We start from the raw sequence: 16,051 nt of genomic DNA, 5'->3' as shown, positions 1-16,051 counted from the left end.
GCATGCGAAGTGGTAGCTCGTGAAGAATCGAATGCTTCCGTGTACTACTATGATGTTATCCCAACGCCTAGGCGTAAATGGCGTTGCTGTGGGACGAAAGCAAGATGAAAAGTAGGGAGAACTGTGGCTCCACGTATCGTTGAATCGGCTGAGGTTTCGGTTGATGCGCAAATCGGCGACGGGACCTCAATTTGGCACCTAGTGCAGGTGAGAGAAAACGCCAAGATCGGAAAAAACTGCATTGTCGGGCGGGCCGCCTATATTGGCGAAGGTGTCGAAATAGGTGACAATTGCAAGATTCAGAATCTAGCACTTGTTTATGAGCCGGCAAAGCTGGAAAATGGTGTGTTTATCGGGCCGGCAGTAGTTCTAACCAATGATCAATATCCTCGAGCGATTAATGAAGACGGTTCATTGAAGAGCGCGAGCGATTGGGAACCAGTTGGCGTGACGGTACGTGAGGGTGCAGCTATCGGAGCCAGAAGCGTTTTGGTGGCTCCAGTTGAAATTGGTCCTTGGGCGCTGGTTGCTGCGGGCTCAACTGTGGTCAAAGACGTACCAGCGTTTGCCTTGGTCGCTGGAACTCCGGCCAAACAGATTGGTTGGGTGGGTAAGGCTGGCCACAAGCTGGTACCTGTTGAAGGCAAAGAGAGTACTTTTACGTGCCCCAAGACTGGGCAAAAATACATTGTGCTAGACGGAGAGTTGAAAGTTAAAAATGACTGATAAGAGTTTTATTCCTGCTGCAAAACCCATTGTTGGTGATGAAGAGCGCGAAGCAGTAGATCGTGTTCTGCTGAGCGGAATGATTGCCCAAGGGCCTGAAACGTCTCGATTTGAGGAAGAGTTTTCTCAAGATGCTTTGAATGGGGTCCCTGGCGTAACAGTGAATTCAGGTACCTCGGCACTGCACCTCGGATTGTTAGCCGCGGGAATTGGCCCAGGGGATGAAGTAATTGTGCCGTCTTTTACCTTTGCAGCGACTGCTAACTCTGTCGCAGCGACGGGCGCGAAGCCTGTGTTCGCCGACATCGATGAGTACTTTACTCTTGACGCTAAGGACGTGGAGACAAGGATTACCGACCGTACGAAGGCGATCATGCCAGTACACCTTTATGGTCATCCCGCGAACATGGAGGGGCTCCTTGGACTAGCGCAAAAGCACGATGTTCTTCTCCTTGAAGACTGTGCACAGGCCCACATGGCAACTTGGGACGGGAAGTTCGTCGGAACGATGGGCCTGTTTGGTGCATTCAGCTTTTACCCGACCAAGAACATGACTTCCGCCGAAGGCGGTTTTGTCTCTTCCAAGGATGAAGAATTTCTCCGCAGAGTACGGCTTTACCGAAATCAAGGAATGGAAGAACGCTACCGGAACGAGGTTGTTGGGTACAACAACCGAATGACCGATGTTCATGCAGCAATTGGCCGCGTCCAGCTCAAAAAGTTGCCGGAATGGACTGCTACCCGGCAGAAGAACGCAGAATTTCTAAGCACCAACATTACAGGTGTAGAGGTTCCGAAGGTCCATGAGAAGGCTACTCACGTCTACCATCAATACACGATTCGAGTAGCTGAAGACAGGGATGGCTTTATGCAGGCTCTCCGTGACGAGTATCAGATTGGTTCGGGTGTCTATTATCCGATTCCTAACCACGAACTCGAGTCACTCAAGCATTTCGCCGAAGGTTTGGCATTGCCTGAAACCGCAGCTGCGGCAAAGGAATGCTTGTCTCTGCCAGTGCACCCGACTCTGTCGGAAGACGACCTAGAACGCATCGTGGATGCCGTAAACGAGCTAGCAAAGGCCGGTGCCTAATGAGCGATATCTTGCGGTATGCAGTTATCGGACTAGGTTCAATGGGACGCCACCATGTCCGAAACGTTCGGTCCTTGGATGGAGCCCGCCTCGTAGCGCTTGCTGACCCTTTTGGAGATAAGTTCGGAGTCGCCGAGGGACTGCCAGTTTATGAAAACGTTGAGCAGCTTCTTGTGCACGACATCGATGCAGCAGTAGTTGCTGTACCTACGGCCCACCATTACCACGTTGCTATGGCTCTTGCTGATGCTGGCGTACATACGCTGGTTGAGAAGCCTCTGGCCAATACGCTTGAAGAAGCTGAAACGATGGTCAAGACATTCTCCGAGAATGACTTGGTGGGTGCTGTAGGTTACGTGGAACGTTGCAATCCAGCTCTGCTTGAGATGCGGAAAAAGATCGCCGAAGGACTTTTGGGTGAGGTCTACCAAGTATCTACCCGTCGGCAGTCTCCCTTTCCTGCTCGCATCTCCGACGTAGGGGTCGTAAAGGACCTCGCAACGCACGATATTGACCTAACTGCCTGGGTCGCTAATTCAAATTACGCACGCATTTCTGCGACTACGGCACATCGCGCAGGCCGCGAATTCGAAGACATGGTATCTGTAGCAGGGGAACTGGAGAACGGTGTAATTGTTAATCATCTTGTGAATTGGCTTACGCCATTCAAAGATCGTCAGACTGTTGTCGTGGGTGAAAACGGTGCATTGGTCGCGGAAACGGTAATGGGGGACTTGACATACTACGAAAACGGCGTAGGCCCAATCGAATGGGATCAAGTCAGCAACTTCCGTGGAGTGTCTGAGGGAACCGTTACTAGGTATGCCTTGAATAAGCGGGAGCCGCTTGCTGTGGAGCACGAGAATTTCCGCGATGCAATTCTTGGCAAGAGCAAGAAGATCGTAACGATGGAAGAAGCTTTGAACACCATGAAGGTCATCGAAAGCGTCTTGGAGTCTGCAAGCACTCGCCGTCTCATGGAAATGAACCTGTAGGAGAAAAAGATGAATATCGCAGTCGTAGCACTTGGCAAGATCGGGTTGCCACTCGCCGCCCAATTTGCGAAATCCGGCCACAATGTCGTTGGCGTGGATATAAACAAAGAATTGGTAGACACCATCAACCAAGCTCGGGAGCCTTTTCCTGGGGAAAAGCACCTTGACGAGTATCTAAAGGAACTTGTGCCAGCAGGAAAGCTGCGTGCTACTACTGAATACTCTGAAGCGATCCCGCAAGCAGACGCCATCGTTCTCGTCGTGCCATTGTTCGTTAACGATGAGACGTGGGAGCCCGACTTCAATTGGATGGATCAAGCTACCAAGTCACTTGCCGAACACCTGACCCCCGATACTCTAATTTCTTACGAGACAACTTTGCCTGTTGGTACCACGCGCAATCGTTGGAAGCCAATGATCGAAGAAATCTCTGAATTACAAGAAGGCAAGGACTTTGACCTTGTTTTTAGCCCAGAGCGAGTACTCACAGGTCGTGTATTCGAGGATCTGCGCCGGTATCCGAAACTCGTCGGCGGCCTTTCCGATGAAGGAACGCGCAAGGGAATGGAATTCTACGAAGAAGTCCTTCAGTTCGATGAGCGTCCTGATCTACCCCGTGACAACGGGGTCTGGGATATGGGGACAGCCGAAGCTGCCGAGATGGCTAAGCTTGCCGAAACCACCTATCGCGACGTGAATATTGGATTGGCCAATCAGTTCGCGGTGTACGCAGATGCGGCTGGTATTGACGTTTACAAGGTGATTGATGCGTGTAATTCGCAGCCCTTTAGCCATATTCATCGCCCGGGTATTGCCGTCGGTGGGCACTGTATTCCGGTTTATCCGCGCCTGTATTTGTCGACCGACAAGGATGCCTCAGTAGTGCGAGAAGCTCGTAAGTTTAACGCAACTATGCCTGACTACTGTGTTAATCAGCTCGCCAACCTACTTGGAGATCTCAGCGGGCTGAAGGTGGCTGTTCTGGGCGCATCTTACCGAGGTGGGGTAAAGGAAACTGCTTTTTCCGGTGTATTCGCGACAGTGGAGGCACTCCGTGAGCGAAACGCGGATGTCGTCGTGCATGATCCGATGTACAACGCGGCAGAACTTAACGATTTTGGATGGAATGCCTATCAGCTTGGCGAATCGGTCGACGCTGTGATCGTGCAGGCCGACCACGACGAGTACAAATCTATTTCACCAGAGGACTTTCCTGGAATCCGAGCAATTTTCGATGGTCGTAGGATAACGGACGCTGAAAAGTGGAATGGAACTCCGCGTTTAACTATCGGGTAATTCTCTCTGTCACGAAATCAAAGCAAGAGTCAAAGCATCATGATCGGAACCAGCGATAAATACTATGAACAGTCGTTCGTAGAACGCCCAATGCCGCGTACTATTGGGGCACAAGAGCTGATAACTCGATTGCTCAATGAGAATGCATTTTTGAAGAAGCAGCGACCGAGCTTCAGCGTAGGGGAGGGCATGGATCGGCTATCGCTGACCGATCTACGGAATAGGGAAGAGTACGGTTTCGTCAGACAGTTTTCGAGAGAGAACTTGGAGGGCGAGCTCCCTCGACGTCGACACCTTGTTCTGGCCAACGAGTATCCTTCCGCCGACAAACAGTATGCGAACGGATTTGTTCATAGGCGAGTTAAGCTCTATCAAGAATCCGGTTTTGACGTTGACGTCGTTGCTTTCGGGAAAAGAGTAAAGCCAGACGTCTACATTTACGATGGTGTTCCTGTCCTTTCAGGTTATGTAAATGAACTCATTGGACTGCTGTCTATCTATGAATACGCCTCCGTAAGCGTTCATTTTATGAATTCGGAAATGTGGCAGGTCATCAAAAAAGTGATTCCTGAAGATATCCCACTGGCGGTTTTCGTTCATGGGTATGAAGTACGAAATTGGAGCCGTTTACCGTACGGCATCCGAGACCCAAAGGTGTTGAATGGTCGTATTGAGAAGTCGCTTCGGAACGAAGATCTTTGGAAAGAACTAACTGCTTCAAATTCTAAAGTAGACAAGTTCTTCTTTGTTTCCGATTGGTGGCGCACCGCAGCTGGGGAAGACTTAGGAATACGATTTGACCAATCTCGTAGTGTAATTGTTCATAACGTAATTGATGGCAAAATATTTTCCTACGAAGAGAAGGACGCTGACCAAAGATTTAAGATTCTTTGGGTGCGCAGTGCTCACGCATTTAACTATGGTGCTGACATTGCGGCAGAAGTCTTGCGGTCGCTGAAAGAAACTATCTACTGGGACAAACTGCAGATAACGATCGTCGGTGATGGGGAGTACTTCAGCGAGTTCGATGAGTTCCGTGAAGAACCGAATGTGCGTGTTCAGCGGGGGTTCATCTCTCAGAAAGAAATCGCGGATCTGCACAAGGAACACGGATTATTCCTAGTTCCTTCACGCTTCGACACACAAGGAGTTTCCCGCGACGAGGCAATGGGCTCAGGGCTAGTTCCAATAACCAACCCTGTGACGGCTATACCGGAGTTTGTCGATGATTCTTGTGCTATTCAGTTCGAAGAATCGAACATTCCAGGCGCCATAGAAAAAATTGTTGCCCTGTTTGAATCGCCAGAGCGCTTTCTCGCAATGTCGAGAAATGCAGCGCAACGTGTTCGCGCACAAAGCGGCCCATCAAACACTGTGGCAAAAGAGATGGAAATACTACTAGGAAAAGACTCGATGGGGCTCTAAGTGAATGTTTTAGTCGTTGTAAACAGAATTGGCCCGCTAATTGGCCTAGTGCTGGGAGAGATAGAAGCCTCCGGATACACTCCGATCGTTCTTAACGTAAAAGAACGTAAATTATATGGAGCTACAACTCCAGTTCCGGCATGGCTAAATGCAGACGGAGACTTGCCGTCTGCCACGTGGTTCGAGGACGTGCTAACTGAATTCGGCATTGGCTATGTTATCGGCATAGGAATTTGGCCAAGCCTGTTTGCGGCAAAGAACCTTGACCGGCGAACAGTTGTTTCGGTACTTCAGCCTGGTGAGCTTGACTTTAGCCAGAGGAGAAATAAGTCTAAGTTGGTCGCGTTTGAACAGCTCGCCGACTCTGCTGCTGGGTTAGTGTTCCTAAATGAGTGGGAGATGAGCAAAGCGGCTAGTCTCGGCTCAACCGCACCCCACTTCTTGTGGAACCTAGCAGATTCCTCGTGCAGTACAGAAATGCTCGACGAAAGCTCCGACGTAGTTGGTGTCGTTGTCGACACGGAAGAGAACTACGCCTCGGTTTTAGATATCGAGTATGCGGTTAGCAAACTCGGTGAGGCACTTGAGGCTGAGGGGAAGAAAGTACGGGTCATTTCGTCGAATTCCTTCTTCTGGTATAAGGACTTTACCATGGGAAGGTCTTTCCGTAACGTTCTGCGTTTACGGGGAAGAGAATTTTCTAGCCTATTCTTCGTCGGCGGTGACGCAGACTCTCTTGCAGTAGCCGCTTCTCATAACGGGGGCATGGGACGTTGCTACGCTGCAGAACGTATTGAAATGAGGCTCCTAGCGAGAAACCAAAGCTTTCTTTCTGTATGTGGCGTTGACAAGCTTGTTCACGAATACAGCCAACCAGGTGACGCGGGTGGTAGTTCATCTATGGGGAGCCAGAGTCATGGGCGAAGCCTGTTCGCGATAATTGACCAGATAACGGAAAAGGATCTTCCCCGCTATTGGGAGGACTACGGTGATTTCGAAGAATTCAGCCTGTTTTTCTCGGTAGCCGCGGTTGAAAACCGTTCTAATGGTGCTCGGCCCCAAAGAATTCGTAACCTCTTTTTAGAAATGGCGGATAATTGGCTGACGCTCCAAATAGGGATGACAACTAAGTTTCTCGAGCGGCGTTCTAAACTCGTCGAGGATTGGCTCAATTCGGGTAAGCGTTGCGTACTGATATACGGCGAGAATTCAACAAACCCAGTACAAAACCGAGATGCTATCATCCAAGCCTATAGATTGGTCGACTTAGCCTCTTCAATATCTCGGACTCCGAGTCTGTGGTTTGTGCGAGATCTCCATTGGCTGGACTCAAGTATGTTCCCGGAAGGCCCGTCCGCAGACGTGCTGGCTTCCGGCATCTTTGAACTGACGCGATTGGACGATTCTTTCGGTTCGTTCGTAGCGCCTTCTCTTGAAAGCAAGAAGATGTTTGAAACACTTCTTGAATCGAATTGTGAAATTTCATTCGTAGATGATGAGCTTCCTCCCGGGGTAACCCAGTCAGCTTGCGCCCTAGCTCGCGGTCCGGAGGAAGGAATGACATTCGTCTACTCGGGCGGAATTGGAAGTGCGTACCGGATGGACGCGTACCTAACAGCTGTCGCTACGATTCTTCTAGATGAGAGTTCGTCATCGAGTGGCTTCGGTCGAGTGTATTTTGATTTTGTTGTTCGCCCTCAGGAACAACAGGAGCTCATTGGCCAGTTGGAAGTGCTAGGGATCGCAGAATCACCTTTCATCCGAGTACTGAACGGCGATTTCAATGGGTATCGACCGTTGACAGAGAAAGCCTGCGGAGTTCTCCTCTTGGAGTCGGATTACGGGAAAGGTGCTTTTCCGTACAAGTCTGTTTCTTATCTGGAAAAAGGCTTTACCATCCTTTGCTTTAAGGATTCTCCCGTCAACAGGTTGTTTGGCCCGTTAGGGGTAACTTTTGCAACTGGATATGATAGCGGCGAGGTTACAGCGACAATGGCACGGGCCGCTGCAGAAGATACCCATGTTTCTTGGCAGGAAATCTGGCAAAAACACAGCTGGGCTGAGAGGCTCAAAAAGATACAAGCACTAGCGGTGACTGCAGAACGAGAACTGCGTTAACGCTATTTTGCATGGATACGTTGAACGAGAGATTTAAGTCATGGGAGTTAAATTGAAGCCCCTAATGGTTATGGCTGTGGGAAACACCGTTGAAGGCGATTCGCGCGTTGAAAAGATGGCCGTGAGCGCTCATGACCAAGGCTATGAAGTTGTCATTGTAGGCATGAAGCACCGGGATGTTAGCATGCTTGGCTCCTACGAACGTATTCCCATTTATCGACTCGTTCCGGATTGGAGTCAGTACCTTGAATGGCGCCGTCGTCAGCCGAAGGAGGAAATGGGGGCCGAGGACTATATCGACCAAGAAAACGAGAGGATTAGGAATGAAGTAGCTAACTTAAAGTCAAAGACCGAAGAAAAAGTTGGCTTTGTCCTCTCGATACGAAATTTGCCCCGTCTAGTTGCGCCAAGCCGTTTTAGTCAGCGTCTCGAGAAAAACGTTGACGTTAATGAAAAACTGGCTCCAGTATTTCAGAAAGTCATTGACGCCCGTGAAAGCTGGGTTCGTGCAAAGTTGAATAAGCAGAACTTGGGCCAGTGGCTTCGCAGTGGTCAGCCAGGGCAAGCCATTGAACTCTGGCCTCAAATCGGCGGATTTGAAGAGTTGTTCCTTCGCGCGTTTCGGGAACTACAACCAGACATCATCCATGTGCACGATAGACACCCAATGTCGGCTGCGAAGCTATACCAGGATGAGAGGCTGAGAGACGGCGTCTTTGTTCCATGGATCTATGATGCCCATGAGTATTTGCCGGGTCAGAGATTTAGCGGACCGGCGGGGCACCGCTATGGTTGGCTGGCTCTCGAATCAGAGATGATTCAATACGCAAATCATGTCATTACGGTCTCAGCTCAACTCGCAGATAAACTACAGGCACGCCATCATCTAGAGCAAACGCCAAGCGTCGTAGTTAATGCGCCTAGCAGTGCCAGAATTTCGAATACTGACTTAGACCGCCAATCCTTGCGTGAGGAACTCGGTCTCGGAGATGAGCCCTTGCTGGTTTACGTAGGCAAACTGGCCGAGCGTCGCGGTATTTATACGGCTGTAGAGGCGATGCCTTTGCTGCCTAACGTGCATCTTGCTTTCGTAGGGTCAAAGGACAAGGCGCCGCGCGCGGAAATTGAGAAGCTAGCAAAGAAACATAAAGTCTCTGACAGAGTCCATATTGTGGATTATGTTCCTTCCAAGCACGTTACAAGCTACGTTTCCAGCGCAGATATTGGCCTGAGTCCCTTGTACGGAACTAAGGCACATCATCAGGCGTTGGCGACAAAAATTCGTGAATATATTCAGGCAGGTCTACCTATAGTAGGCACGGATCTACAGGCCCAAGGCTCTTTTATCCGGGAAACGAAGGTTGGCCGGGTTCATGAGGAGCGAAACCCGCACTCCTTTGCTAAGGCTGTTAGAGAAGTCCTCCACGATCTCCCACGTTTTAAAGAGCGAGTTGAGCTGATTCGGAAGGACCATTCTTGGGAGTCCCAGGAGGTTGTCCTCGGGAAAATATGGCAGCAGTTTGCTTCAACGCCGGACGAGGACGGGACAAACTTGGACTTGTCAGTTGAGGTCCCTCCTTTCCGACGCGGAATGCTCAACCGGACGTACCCCTTACGACGTCTACTGACCACTATGGATGAAGAAGTTGCGTTAGCTTGGAAAGGGAAGATTTACCTACAGCAGAGTCCGCTCGAATGGAGCCTTTTGGGTAAAGCTTATGGCGCTGTCGAGGAACAATTGCATACATGGAATCTTCTCCTAAAAACAGCGGATCACCTGGTGACCCTAGATTATGAACCGCTCTTCGAAGAAACATTGGGGACTGGCACCAACCTAAGGCACCAATTGGGACGTTCAGGAATCGGCCTTTATGCTTTCGTGTCGGACGATCAGCTGGCTGATCCATATGAAGAAATGGCGCTAATCCCTGGGAGCCACTGGGAGTCCCTCGACAAATCGATTTTGGTTCGTCTCGCAGCTAACCGCGAAACCGCGCGTAAAATTCTTAGAGACCGCGATGCAAAGCTGATTTCTACCTCGCCGGGAGTTTTGAAGCTCGGACTTCCATCAGTCTGGCTTCCGAATTTCAATCTCGACCAAACCTCGATGGTGCGGCAGGATCTTCAGTCGGTTGAACCAATTCGTATCGGAATCTTATCTGATAAGAGGCCGGAACCGGTGATGTCGGCTCTTAGACAGCTACGCGAGAATAACAGCTTTTTCGAATTTGTTGAGGTCAATGAAAATGGAGGATGCAGTCAGAGCATCTCAATTCTGATTGATCGGATTGGTAGCGGATTCCATACGTCGGCGGCCCTGCTTGCCATGCAGAAGGGGATTCCCGTTTTGGCATCGTATGATCCTGGTATTCTCGGTCAGCTAGAATCCTTGCCGCCGTACTTACCGATATCTCTAGCCTCAATCGATGCTCAGATTCGTAGCGTGGCAAGCGCGCTTGTTTCACAGAACGGCAACGACGCTGGTGATGCTTGTGGGACCAGCCAAGAACAACTTTCGGAATACCTCGAGTATCTCGCTAAGCTTGAAAAACCATTTGCTCCCCACAATTAAAGTCTGAAACTGACTCTTATTGAATTAAGCGATTGGAAAAATACGTCCTTAAAGGTGCTCGCTCATGTTAAATCTAACGATCATCCCTCGAAACTGGCAGAACGACAACTCCGAAGAGATCGAGCGCAAACTCGATACAGTGCTGCCTGAGATATCTAAATATCTCGGAAAGAGATACTTGGCAAAGGCTCAGGCTGTACGCAATTTGGGCATGGGCGGGACGACCTCCGTAATTTGGCAATCGCAATCGCAAGCTAAAAAGCCGTGTTTTGCTTTAAAAAAGGGGCGCTGGGCATTTGCGACAAGCCCTCTGCATTCGGCATCTCTCATTGATGCCATTTCTACGCGTGCCGGTGACCTTCGCTTTGAGCAGCCTGTGTGGGGAAGCTACGCGGCGATTATGGGAGACAAAAATACCAACCGTGTATTCGCTTGGAATACGGTCCCAGCATTAGAAGCCATTCACTACGGTCAAGATGCACATTTCACGTATATTTCCAATCGCCCATTATTTATTGCGTTGGCGATGAGTGATGGAGATTCTTCTCGTGTACAGCTTGATGAGAACTACGCCTATGAATATTTGAATTTTGGCTATTCAGTATCGGGGGTTACGCCCTTTCGTGGTGTTAAAACTCTCGCACCGAGGTCTTCCCTCCGTGTTGTTGGGGGTGCGATTCGAATCGGAGCAGCTCCGCAACAGGCGGAGATCTGTTTGGAAGAGAAGGATAATCGCTGGTTTACCGGAGCTGATGAGCTTTCGCAAGCCTTCTTGAACGCCACTGAGCGTGCATTAGATAGACGAGGGACTGATCATATTCAGCTGCGTCTTTCGGGAGGACTTGATAGCCGTATTATCCTAGGTCTTTTTAGGGATCGTCCAGAAGTAGAAGTCACCGCGGTAACGCAGGGTGAGGCTACGTCAGAAGAAGTAATGGTTGCTGCTCAACTCGCAGAGGTTGCTGGAGTCAAGCACCGTGCAGTAATCCCTGGGGCCAATGTGCCTAGTAGTTTTGTTGATTCAATGCTTAAGTCGATTGCGGATTCGCAAGGTTTCATACCTTCTGAAGCATTGGTTGCACCGTATGAAAATGCTTCACCTATTGAAATCGGTGAGAACTTGGTTGCGGGGCAGTGGCCATTGTTTAAAGGCGTTTTGGACAAGACTAATGCCAATTCCCTGGAATACGTGTACCGGCGTTTTGGTAAGACGAACGCCAAGCTTCTCAACCCTGAGTTGAACCAATATAGCTTTGAAGTGTTCGACAACTGGTTGGCATCGGTATCGGCTACGACAAATCTAGAACTGCTTTATATGCATGGAAGGGATCTCCGCTCTTCTCGTTACTTGCAGCCCCATGTGGTACAAGCCGATGCAGAATCCCAGGTAATGTATCCGTTTTGCGATTCAGAAGTGGTGGCGGTCGCCGATGTTCTTCCTGCGCTGAATCGGATGCAGAATGTATCTGCTTTCCTTGCGGTATCGAAGATATGGGAAGACGCTCTCAAAGTTCCCACTGCGCGAGGTGGGGCCTTTAAATTTGAGGCCTCTGCCCCTCTTGAGGGTGTCTCCGGCCAATTCTACGAGCTGCGTAAGCAGGCCCCTAAGCCGTTCCACGATGAAGTGCACAAGTTAAGCAACGATGGTCCTGATTTCATTAATTTCTTCTTGACTCCTATCACTTCAGCTGCAAAGTTCTTGGTTTCGAGTGGCCGCTGGGCTGACCTCGCGTCCATTCTGGACTCGGAATTTGTGGACAAAATCGTAAAGCTGAGCGCGTGTAGTGAGGAGGAAGCAGTGACAATGCATCCGGCCCGTGCACCTCGAAAAGATTTAACTATTCGTTTGTTGAGAACTCTACTTGTAGAGCGTTGGCTGTCGAAAGAGTGGTTGGTCAGCTGAATTTCGCGCCGCTAGTCTTTCATTTCATTTGTCTATGCCGAAAGGAGCCCTGTGTCGCTCTACAGTGCCCCAAATCGTGGCCGTCCTCTCGTAATTTCTGGTGGTCTAGGTCGTCTAAATTCAATTCCTCAGCTGCTGAGTGGAGTCCTAGTGATTCACACCTACGATGCAGTGGTGTTTGATCCTGAAGAACCTTTTTGGCCACAAATTGAGTCGCAAGAGTTGCACCCCACTGTACGGTTTTATGTGCACTCGTTGAACTGGATTGACTTCATCGTAGATCGTGCAGTTGACCGCCCTAAAGCGGAGTGGAACGACGCTATTGCTTCGGGAGTTGAATTTGCTTGCACTGTAGCCTGGCACTGGTGGGAGACGAATAACGTAACTCCCGAATGGAAAAACGATGAACACGTCTGGGGCGGGCATGCTGTTGCGATTAGAGCGGCGTCGTTAAGCGTGCTGAGCGAGCTTTACCCTGAGGACGAATGGCTTTATGAAGCCATCACGTACCACGGTCAGTGGTTGTTGGAGCATTTTGATGGTTATTGGAACCATGGATTGTCACAGGCGCTGTCGCTAATGATCGTAGGGGGCAGGCTGAGCAACGAGGAGATGGTGGACACTGGTGCCAAGCGCGCCGTAGCTTGCCTCGAGGTCATGATTGACGAGGAAGGCGCCATCAACGAGCAAGCGCCCGAGTACTCGAATTACATTGAGCGCCTGCGCAGTACTGCTGTGGATGCTCTCGAGATGTTTGACGCGCCAGGAGTGGAGAAACTTAAAGCAAAGCAGAGGCCGTTGGAAGAATTCATCGCGCACTCGTTGACTCCAGCGGGAACCTTTGTGGAGGTAGGCGACTCGATGCCACGGCGTCCTAATTTTGTCCGCGGCGGTGCATTGGAATATGTACATTCGAATGGTGCAACTGGGACTGAGATTCCGCGCGTCAAGGTTTATAATGCTGGCTACGTCTTTGGCCGCTCCGGATTTGGCCAGCTTAGGCCTAAGGAATTGGAGAGCTATTACACCTTGCGCTTTGGGCCGCCGCGGCAGATTCATGGGCACTTTGACCACTTGTCACTGACTTATTGGGACCAAGGGCGAAACATAATCGTTGATGCCGGTCACCCAGGTTATGCTAAAGGTCCGCTGCGTTCCTATGCGCAGAGTCGCCCAGCACATAATGTGCTCACTGTCCGGGGGAAACAGCATGATCCTGAGGTGGCGTCACGATTGGTCGATAAGCAGATTGAGCAAACATGGTCTGCGTTTGACCTCGAGGACACCGCTTGGGAAGGCCTGCGCTGGAATCGCAGCGCGTGCTTCGCGGATTGTGGCCCTTTCGTGGTCTCTGACAGTCTCGGGCACACACGCACTGCAAATTATGCGGAGCAGCGTTGGAACGTGGCACCGGAGTTCGAGTATGAAGGCTCACTATATGAGGTGGTTCGATTCCGTTCCGGTGTTGATGGAACACAGCTGGTATTCATCCGCTACGGAATCGAAGACTCTCGCTTCTTTGAACCGACGGACGTGAACTTGGCCCGTGGTGACCGGGAAAGCCGGCGCGGAGTCGTGTTCCGCAACGAACAACCTACCGATACGTGGACTCTAGGATTTGGCCGTGCCAGCAAGGACTTCTGCGTCCTTACTGCAGTGGTGGTTGCCAAGCCAGAAGATAAGGTCGGGTACACCTTCAAGGATAACGGGACTGGCAAACGAGTCCTGCGTATCGTGCGAGGAAACCAGACGTTCCTTTTCGACTATGACATCCAGTCGCAGCGAGTACGAGCGTTGTCAGCTCCCATTGAGAGGGGTTACGCAGACCGTGGACTTACTCCACGCTGATGCGCTCCGCCACCGTACGGTTGATTCGCCAGTCAGCGCGGCCTTCGCTGAAGCCGGAGTAGTACAGCTCGAAGGTGAGGTCGTCCCCGTTGCCGTGGGGGACTAGGGCAGATTTATAGAGGTTGGGGTAGCCGGATTCCTCGTGGGAGATGATCGGGGTGTCCGAGCGCTTCCAAGTGACACCGTCCTGAGAACGCAGAAGGTAGAGGTTACCTTGCTTGACCGTGCCAGGGATGATGTGGACGAGGCCGATGTATTCACCGTCGTAGAGTTGGACGTCGATGTGCCACAGGCGCTGCCCAGACGTGAGGCCAGGGTCAAACGACACGGTGGTAGGTTCAGACCAGTTTTTGAGATCCGAGCTTTCGTAAAAGACCACGCGGTTAGGCACACCACCGCTGTTGGCGACACCGTAGAGGCGCCACTTCTCTCCTGTCCAGATGAGGGCTTGAGACATGAACTGAGGCTCACCGGTCCAGATCTCTTCTTTCTCAGACCAGTGCACTCCGTCGTCGGATTTCACTAGGAAGATACGGTTGGTCTTTCCGTTCGGGCGATCGACCATGCGCCAAGTCAGGTACATTTCGCCGCTAGGAGCCATGACGAGTTGGGTGTCGGAATTGTGCGGGTTAGGTTTGCCCAGCTGGTCATCAATGGGGTTAGTTAGTCCCTCTGGAACCTGCCAAGTCCAGCCGTCATTGGAGACGAGCACATTGGGATCCTCAGCGCCTTCATCGCTGGCCGGGTAGGGGGTCATTGCCATCCAGTACTTCCAACCGTTCCAACCATTCTCAAAGTAGAGGACTGAAGGGTGGGTAGCTTGGCCGCTGCCTTCGTGGGTGGGCAATGTCAGCTGCGGGCCGCGAGGAGCGGTCCACGCCCACAATGGGTCCTTATCTTCACTGGTGGCGAGCCGGTCTTTGATATCGGCTACGTGCTTCGCAAAACCAGGGGAGGGCTCCACGGATGTGACGGGGGCAGGAGCTGTGCTCGTGGTCGGTTCCGCCGAGGAGCTGGGTTCCTCAGTAGGTGCCGGGGAGGATGAAGGTTGAGTGGACTCAGGCGTGGAAGTGGGAGTGCTTGGAGTTGTTGCAGGGGTGGTGCTCGGTGCTGGGGCCGAGGAGGAGCCGTTGGAGGAGCCAATGCCGGGCAGTATGCCGGCGATGAGAGCCAAACCGCCAACGCTTGCAGCAAGCGCTACGAGTGCGGCAACGGCCTGCCGGACCTGTTCCTCATTGAACTGGGGAAGGGCAGGCGTCTGGAAAGCCGGGAATTGCTGTGCCTCAGCAGGTGCTGGGGTGGTTGTCTGTCCGGTAACCAGAGAGGCGGTGAGGGCTAAGGCAATGAGTGCTTTACCGGTGCGTGGCGGTCGACGCATGAGAAATCCTTTGTGCATACGAGTCGGACTCTAAGAAGTTTAGTTCGTGAGGGCGGTAGAGGAAGAACCTCAAAGGGGGAGGAGCGTGGGCGAGCGTCCTGCGCTGGAATTAGGACACGACGAGGTTTAGCTAAACGGGGACCTGTACGCGTTCAAGAGTTATTGGGGGTGGTGGAGGGATGCTGTGATTAGCTGACCCTCTCTGTGCTGTATGAGATCCGGAACCCTGCGTTGGCTCTGATAAAACTACAGCACACCTAGTCAATAATCTCTAGACTTGCACGAAACGCGCGCTGGGATCGTCCGCAAGGTCCTGGCGCTCAAGGTGAATTGTCTAGAGTGAAACTAGATGTCGGAGAATGGGACACTGCGGAAATCTATGAAGCCCTCACGGGTCTCTGCAATGGCGTTGGGCGCGGCAATTGGTTGGGGTGCCTATAGCTTACGCTTCGACTGGATGCAGAAGGCGGGGCTTGCCGCGACGGTCATCGGCTTTGTCGTTGGTGGCCTGATGATTGCCATTATTGGGTTGAGTTACGGCTTTACTATTCGTGCGCTGCCGCTGACTGGTGGTGGGGTGGCTTTCGCTATGGCCGCGCTCGGTCGGACTCATGCGTTTATCGCAGGCTGGGCGCTGACACTGGGGTAGTCTTGCGTCGTCCCGTTGAATGCGTCGACGGTCACGCTTGTCTTCCGC

11 protein-coding genes are annotated in these 16,051 nt (G+C 51.5%); 10 read left to right on the top strand and 1 reads right to left on the bottom strand.

Translation table 11 applies throughout. The features are described from left to right. Nucleotides 1-123: 123 nt before the first annotated feature. The 9 genes from HMPREF2537_RS03085 (at nucleotide 124) to HMPREF2537_RS03045 (ending at nucleotide 13,976) form a co-directional block, all read left to right on the top strand. On the top strand, nucleotides 124-726 hold the full coding sequence (locus HMPREF2537_RS03085; RefSeq protein WP_070525471.1) for an acyltransferase: 603 nt from the start codon (nucleotides 124-126) through the stop codon (nucleotides 724-726). Next, a complete protein-coding gene (locus HMPREF2537_RS03080) occupies nucleotides 719-1,819 on the top strand; it encodes a DegT/DnrJ/EryC1/StrS family aminotransferase (RefSeq protein WP_070525469.1) in 1,101 nt (366 codons plus the stop codon). Before HMPREF2537_RS03085 ends, HMPREF2537_RS03080 begins: the two co-directional genes overlap by 8 nt. Next, nucleotides 1,819-2,814 (top strand): Gfo/Idh/MocA family protein, encoded by a 996-nt coding sequence (locus tag HMPREF2537_RS03075; RefSeq protein WP_070525467.1) that lies wholly within the window; start codon nucleotides 1,819-1,821, stop codon nucleotides 2,812-2,814. Before HMPREF2537_RS03080 ends, HMPREF2537_RS03075 begins: the two co-directional genes overlap by 1 nt. Nucleotides 2,815-2,823: 9 nt before the next feature. Next, on the top strand, nucleotides 2,824-4,110 hold the full coding sequence (locus HMPREF2537_RS03070) for a nucleotide sugar dehydrogenase (RefSeq protein WP_070525465.1): 1,287 nt from the start codon (nucleotides 2,824-2,826) through the stop codon (nucleotides 4,108-4,110). Nucleotides 4,111-4,149: 39 nt separating this feature from the next. Beyond that, nucleotides 4,150-5,535 carry a glycosyltransferase family 4 protein gene (locus HMPREF2537_RS03065; RefSeq protein ID WP_070525463.1) on the top strand — a complete coding sequence of 462 codons (1,386 nt, stop codon included), beginning with the start codon at nucleotides 4,150-4,152 and terminating at the stop codon, nucleotides 5,533-5,535. Next, complete coding sequence (locus HMPREF2537_RS03060; RefSeq protein ID WP_070525461.1) at nucleotides 5,536-7,653, top strand: glycosyltransferase family protein; 2,118 nt, start codon at nucleotides 5,536-5,538, stop codon at nucleotides 7,651-7,653. Nucleotides 7,654-7,729: 76 nt separating this feature from the next. After that, nucleotides 7,730-10,225 (top strand): glycosyltransferase family 4 protein, encoded by a 2,496-nt coding sequence (locus HMPREF2537_RS03055; RefSeq protein ID WP_168162397.1) that lies wholly within the window; start codon nucleotides 7,730-7,732, stop codon nucleotides 10,223-10,225. 64 nt (nucleotides 10,226-10,289) lie between these two features. Next, nucleotides 10,290-12,128, top strand: a complete 1,839-nt coding sequence (locus HMPREF2537_RS03050) for an asparagine synthetase B family protein (protein WP_070525457.1) — start codon at nucleotides 10,290-10,292, stop codon at nucleotides 12,126-12,128. A gap of 150 nt (nucleotides 12,129-12,278) precedes the next feature. Next, complete coding sequence (locus HMPREF2537_RS03045; protein ID WP_070525455.1) at nucleotides 12,279-13,976, top strand: heparinase II/III domain-containing protein; 1,698 nt, start codon at nucleotides 12,279-12,281, stop codon at nucleotides 13,974-13,976. Here HMPREF2537_RS03045 and HMPREF2537_RS03040 read toward each other — a convergent pair. Continuing rightward, the gene (locus tag HMPREF2537_RS03040; protein ID WP_070525453.1) at nucleotides 13,963-15,354 is read right to left on the bottom strand and encodes a sialidase family protein; all 1,392 of its coding nucleotides are present in this window, start codon (nucleotides 15,352-15,354) and stop codon (nucleotides 13,963-13,965) included. The two genes, HMPREF2537_RS03045 and HMPREF2537_RS03040, sit on opposite strands and share 14 nt — an antisense overlap. A gap of 379 nt (nucleotides 15,355-15,733) precedes the next feature. Between HMPREF2537_RS03040 and HMPREF2537_RS12630 the strand changes: the two genes are divergently transcribed. After that, entirely contained in the window at nucleotides 15,734-16,003 is a 270-nt protein-coding gene (locus tag HMPREF2537_RS12630; protein WP_246820217.1) for a hypothetical protein, read from the top strand. The last annotated feature ends 48 nt before the right edge of the window (nucleotides 16,004-16,051 follow it).

Origin of the sequence: Corynebacterium sp. HMSC074E01 (assembly GCF_001808885.1) — a bacterium.
Classification (GTDB): Bacteria; Actinomycetota; Actinomycetes; order Mycobacteriales; family Mycobacteriaceae; genus Corynebacterium.
This window is presented reverse-complemented; position numbering and strand designations above follow the sequence as displayed.

Coding starts and splice junctions, on each gene's coding strand:
- HMPREF2537_RS03080 (WP_070525469.1), top strand. CDS start 719: ATGACTGATAAGAGTTTTATTCCTGCTGCAAAACCCATTGTTGGTGAT.
- HMPREF2537_RS03075 (WP_070525467.1), top strand. CDS start 1,819: ATGAGCGATATCTTGCGGTATGCAGTTATCGGACTAGGTTCAATGGGA.
- HMPREF2537_RS03070 (WP_070525465.1), top strand. CDS start 2,824: ATGAATATCGCAGTCGTAGCACTTGGCAAGATCGGGTTGCCACTCGCC.
- HMPREF2537_RS03065 (WP_070525463.1), top strand. CDS start 4,150: ATGATCGGAACCAGCGATAAATACTATGAACAGTCGTTCGTAGAACGC.
- HMPREF2537_RS03050 (WP_070525457.1), top strand. CDS start 10,290: ATGTTAAATCTAACGATCATCCCTCGAAACTGGCAGAACGACAACTCC.
- HMPREF2537_RS03040 (WP_070525453.1), bottom strand. CDS start 15,354: ATGCGTCGACCGCCACGCACCGGTAAAGCACTCATTGCCTTAGCCCTC.
- HMPREF2537_RS12630 (WP_246820217.1), top strand. CDS start 15,734: ATGAAGCCCTCACGGGTCTCTGCAATGGCGTTGGGCGCGGCAATTGGT.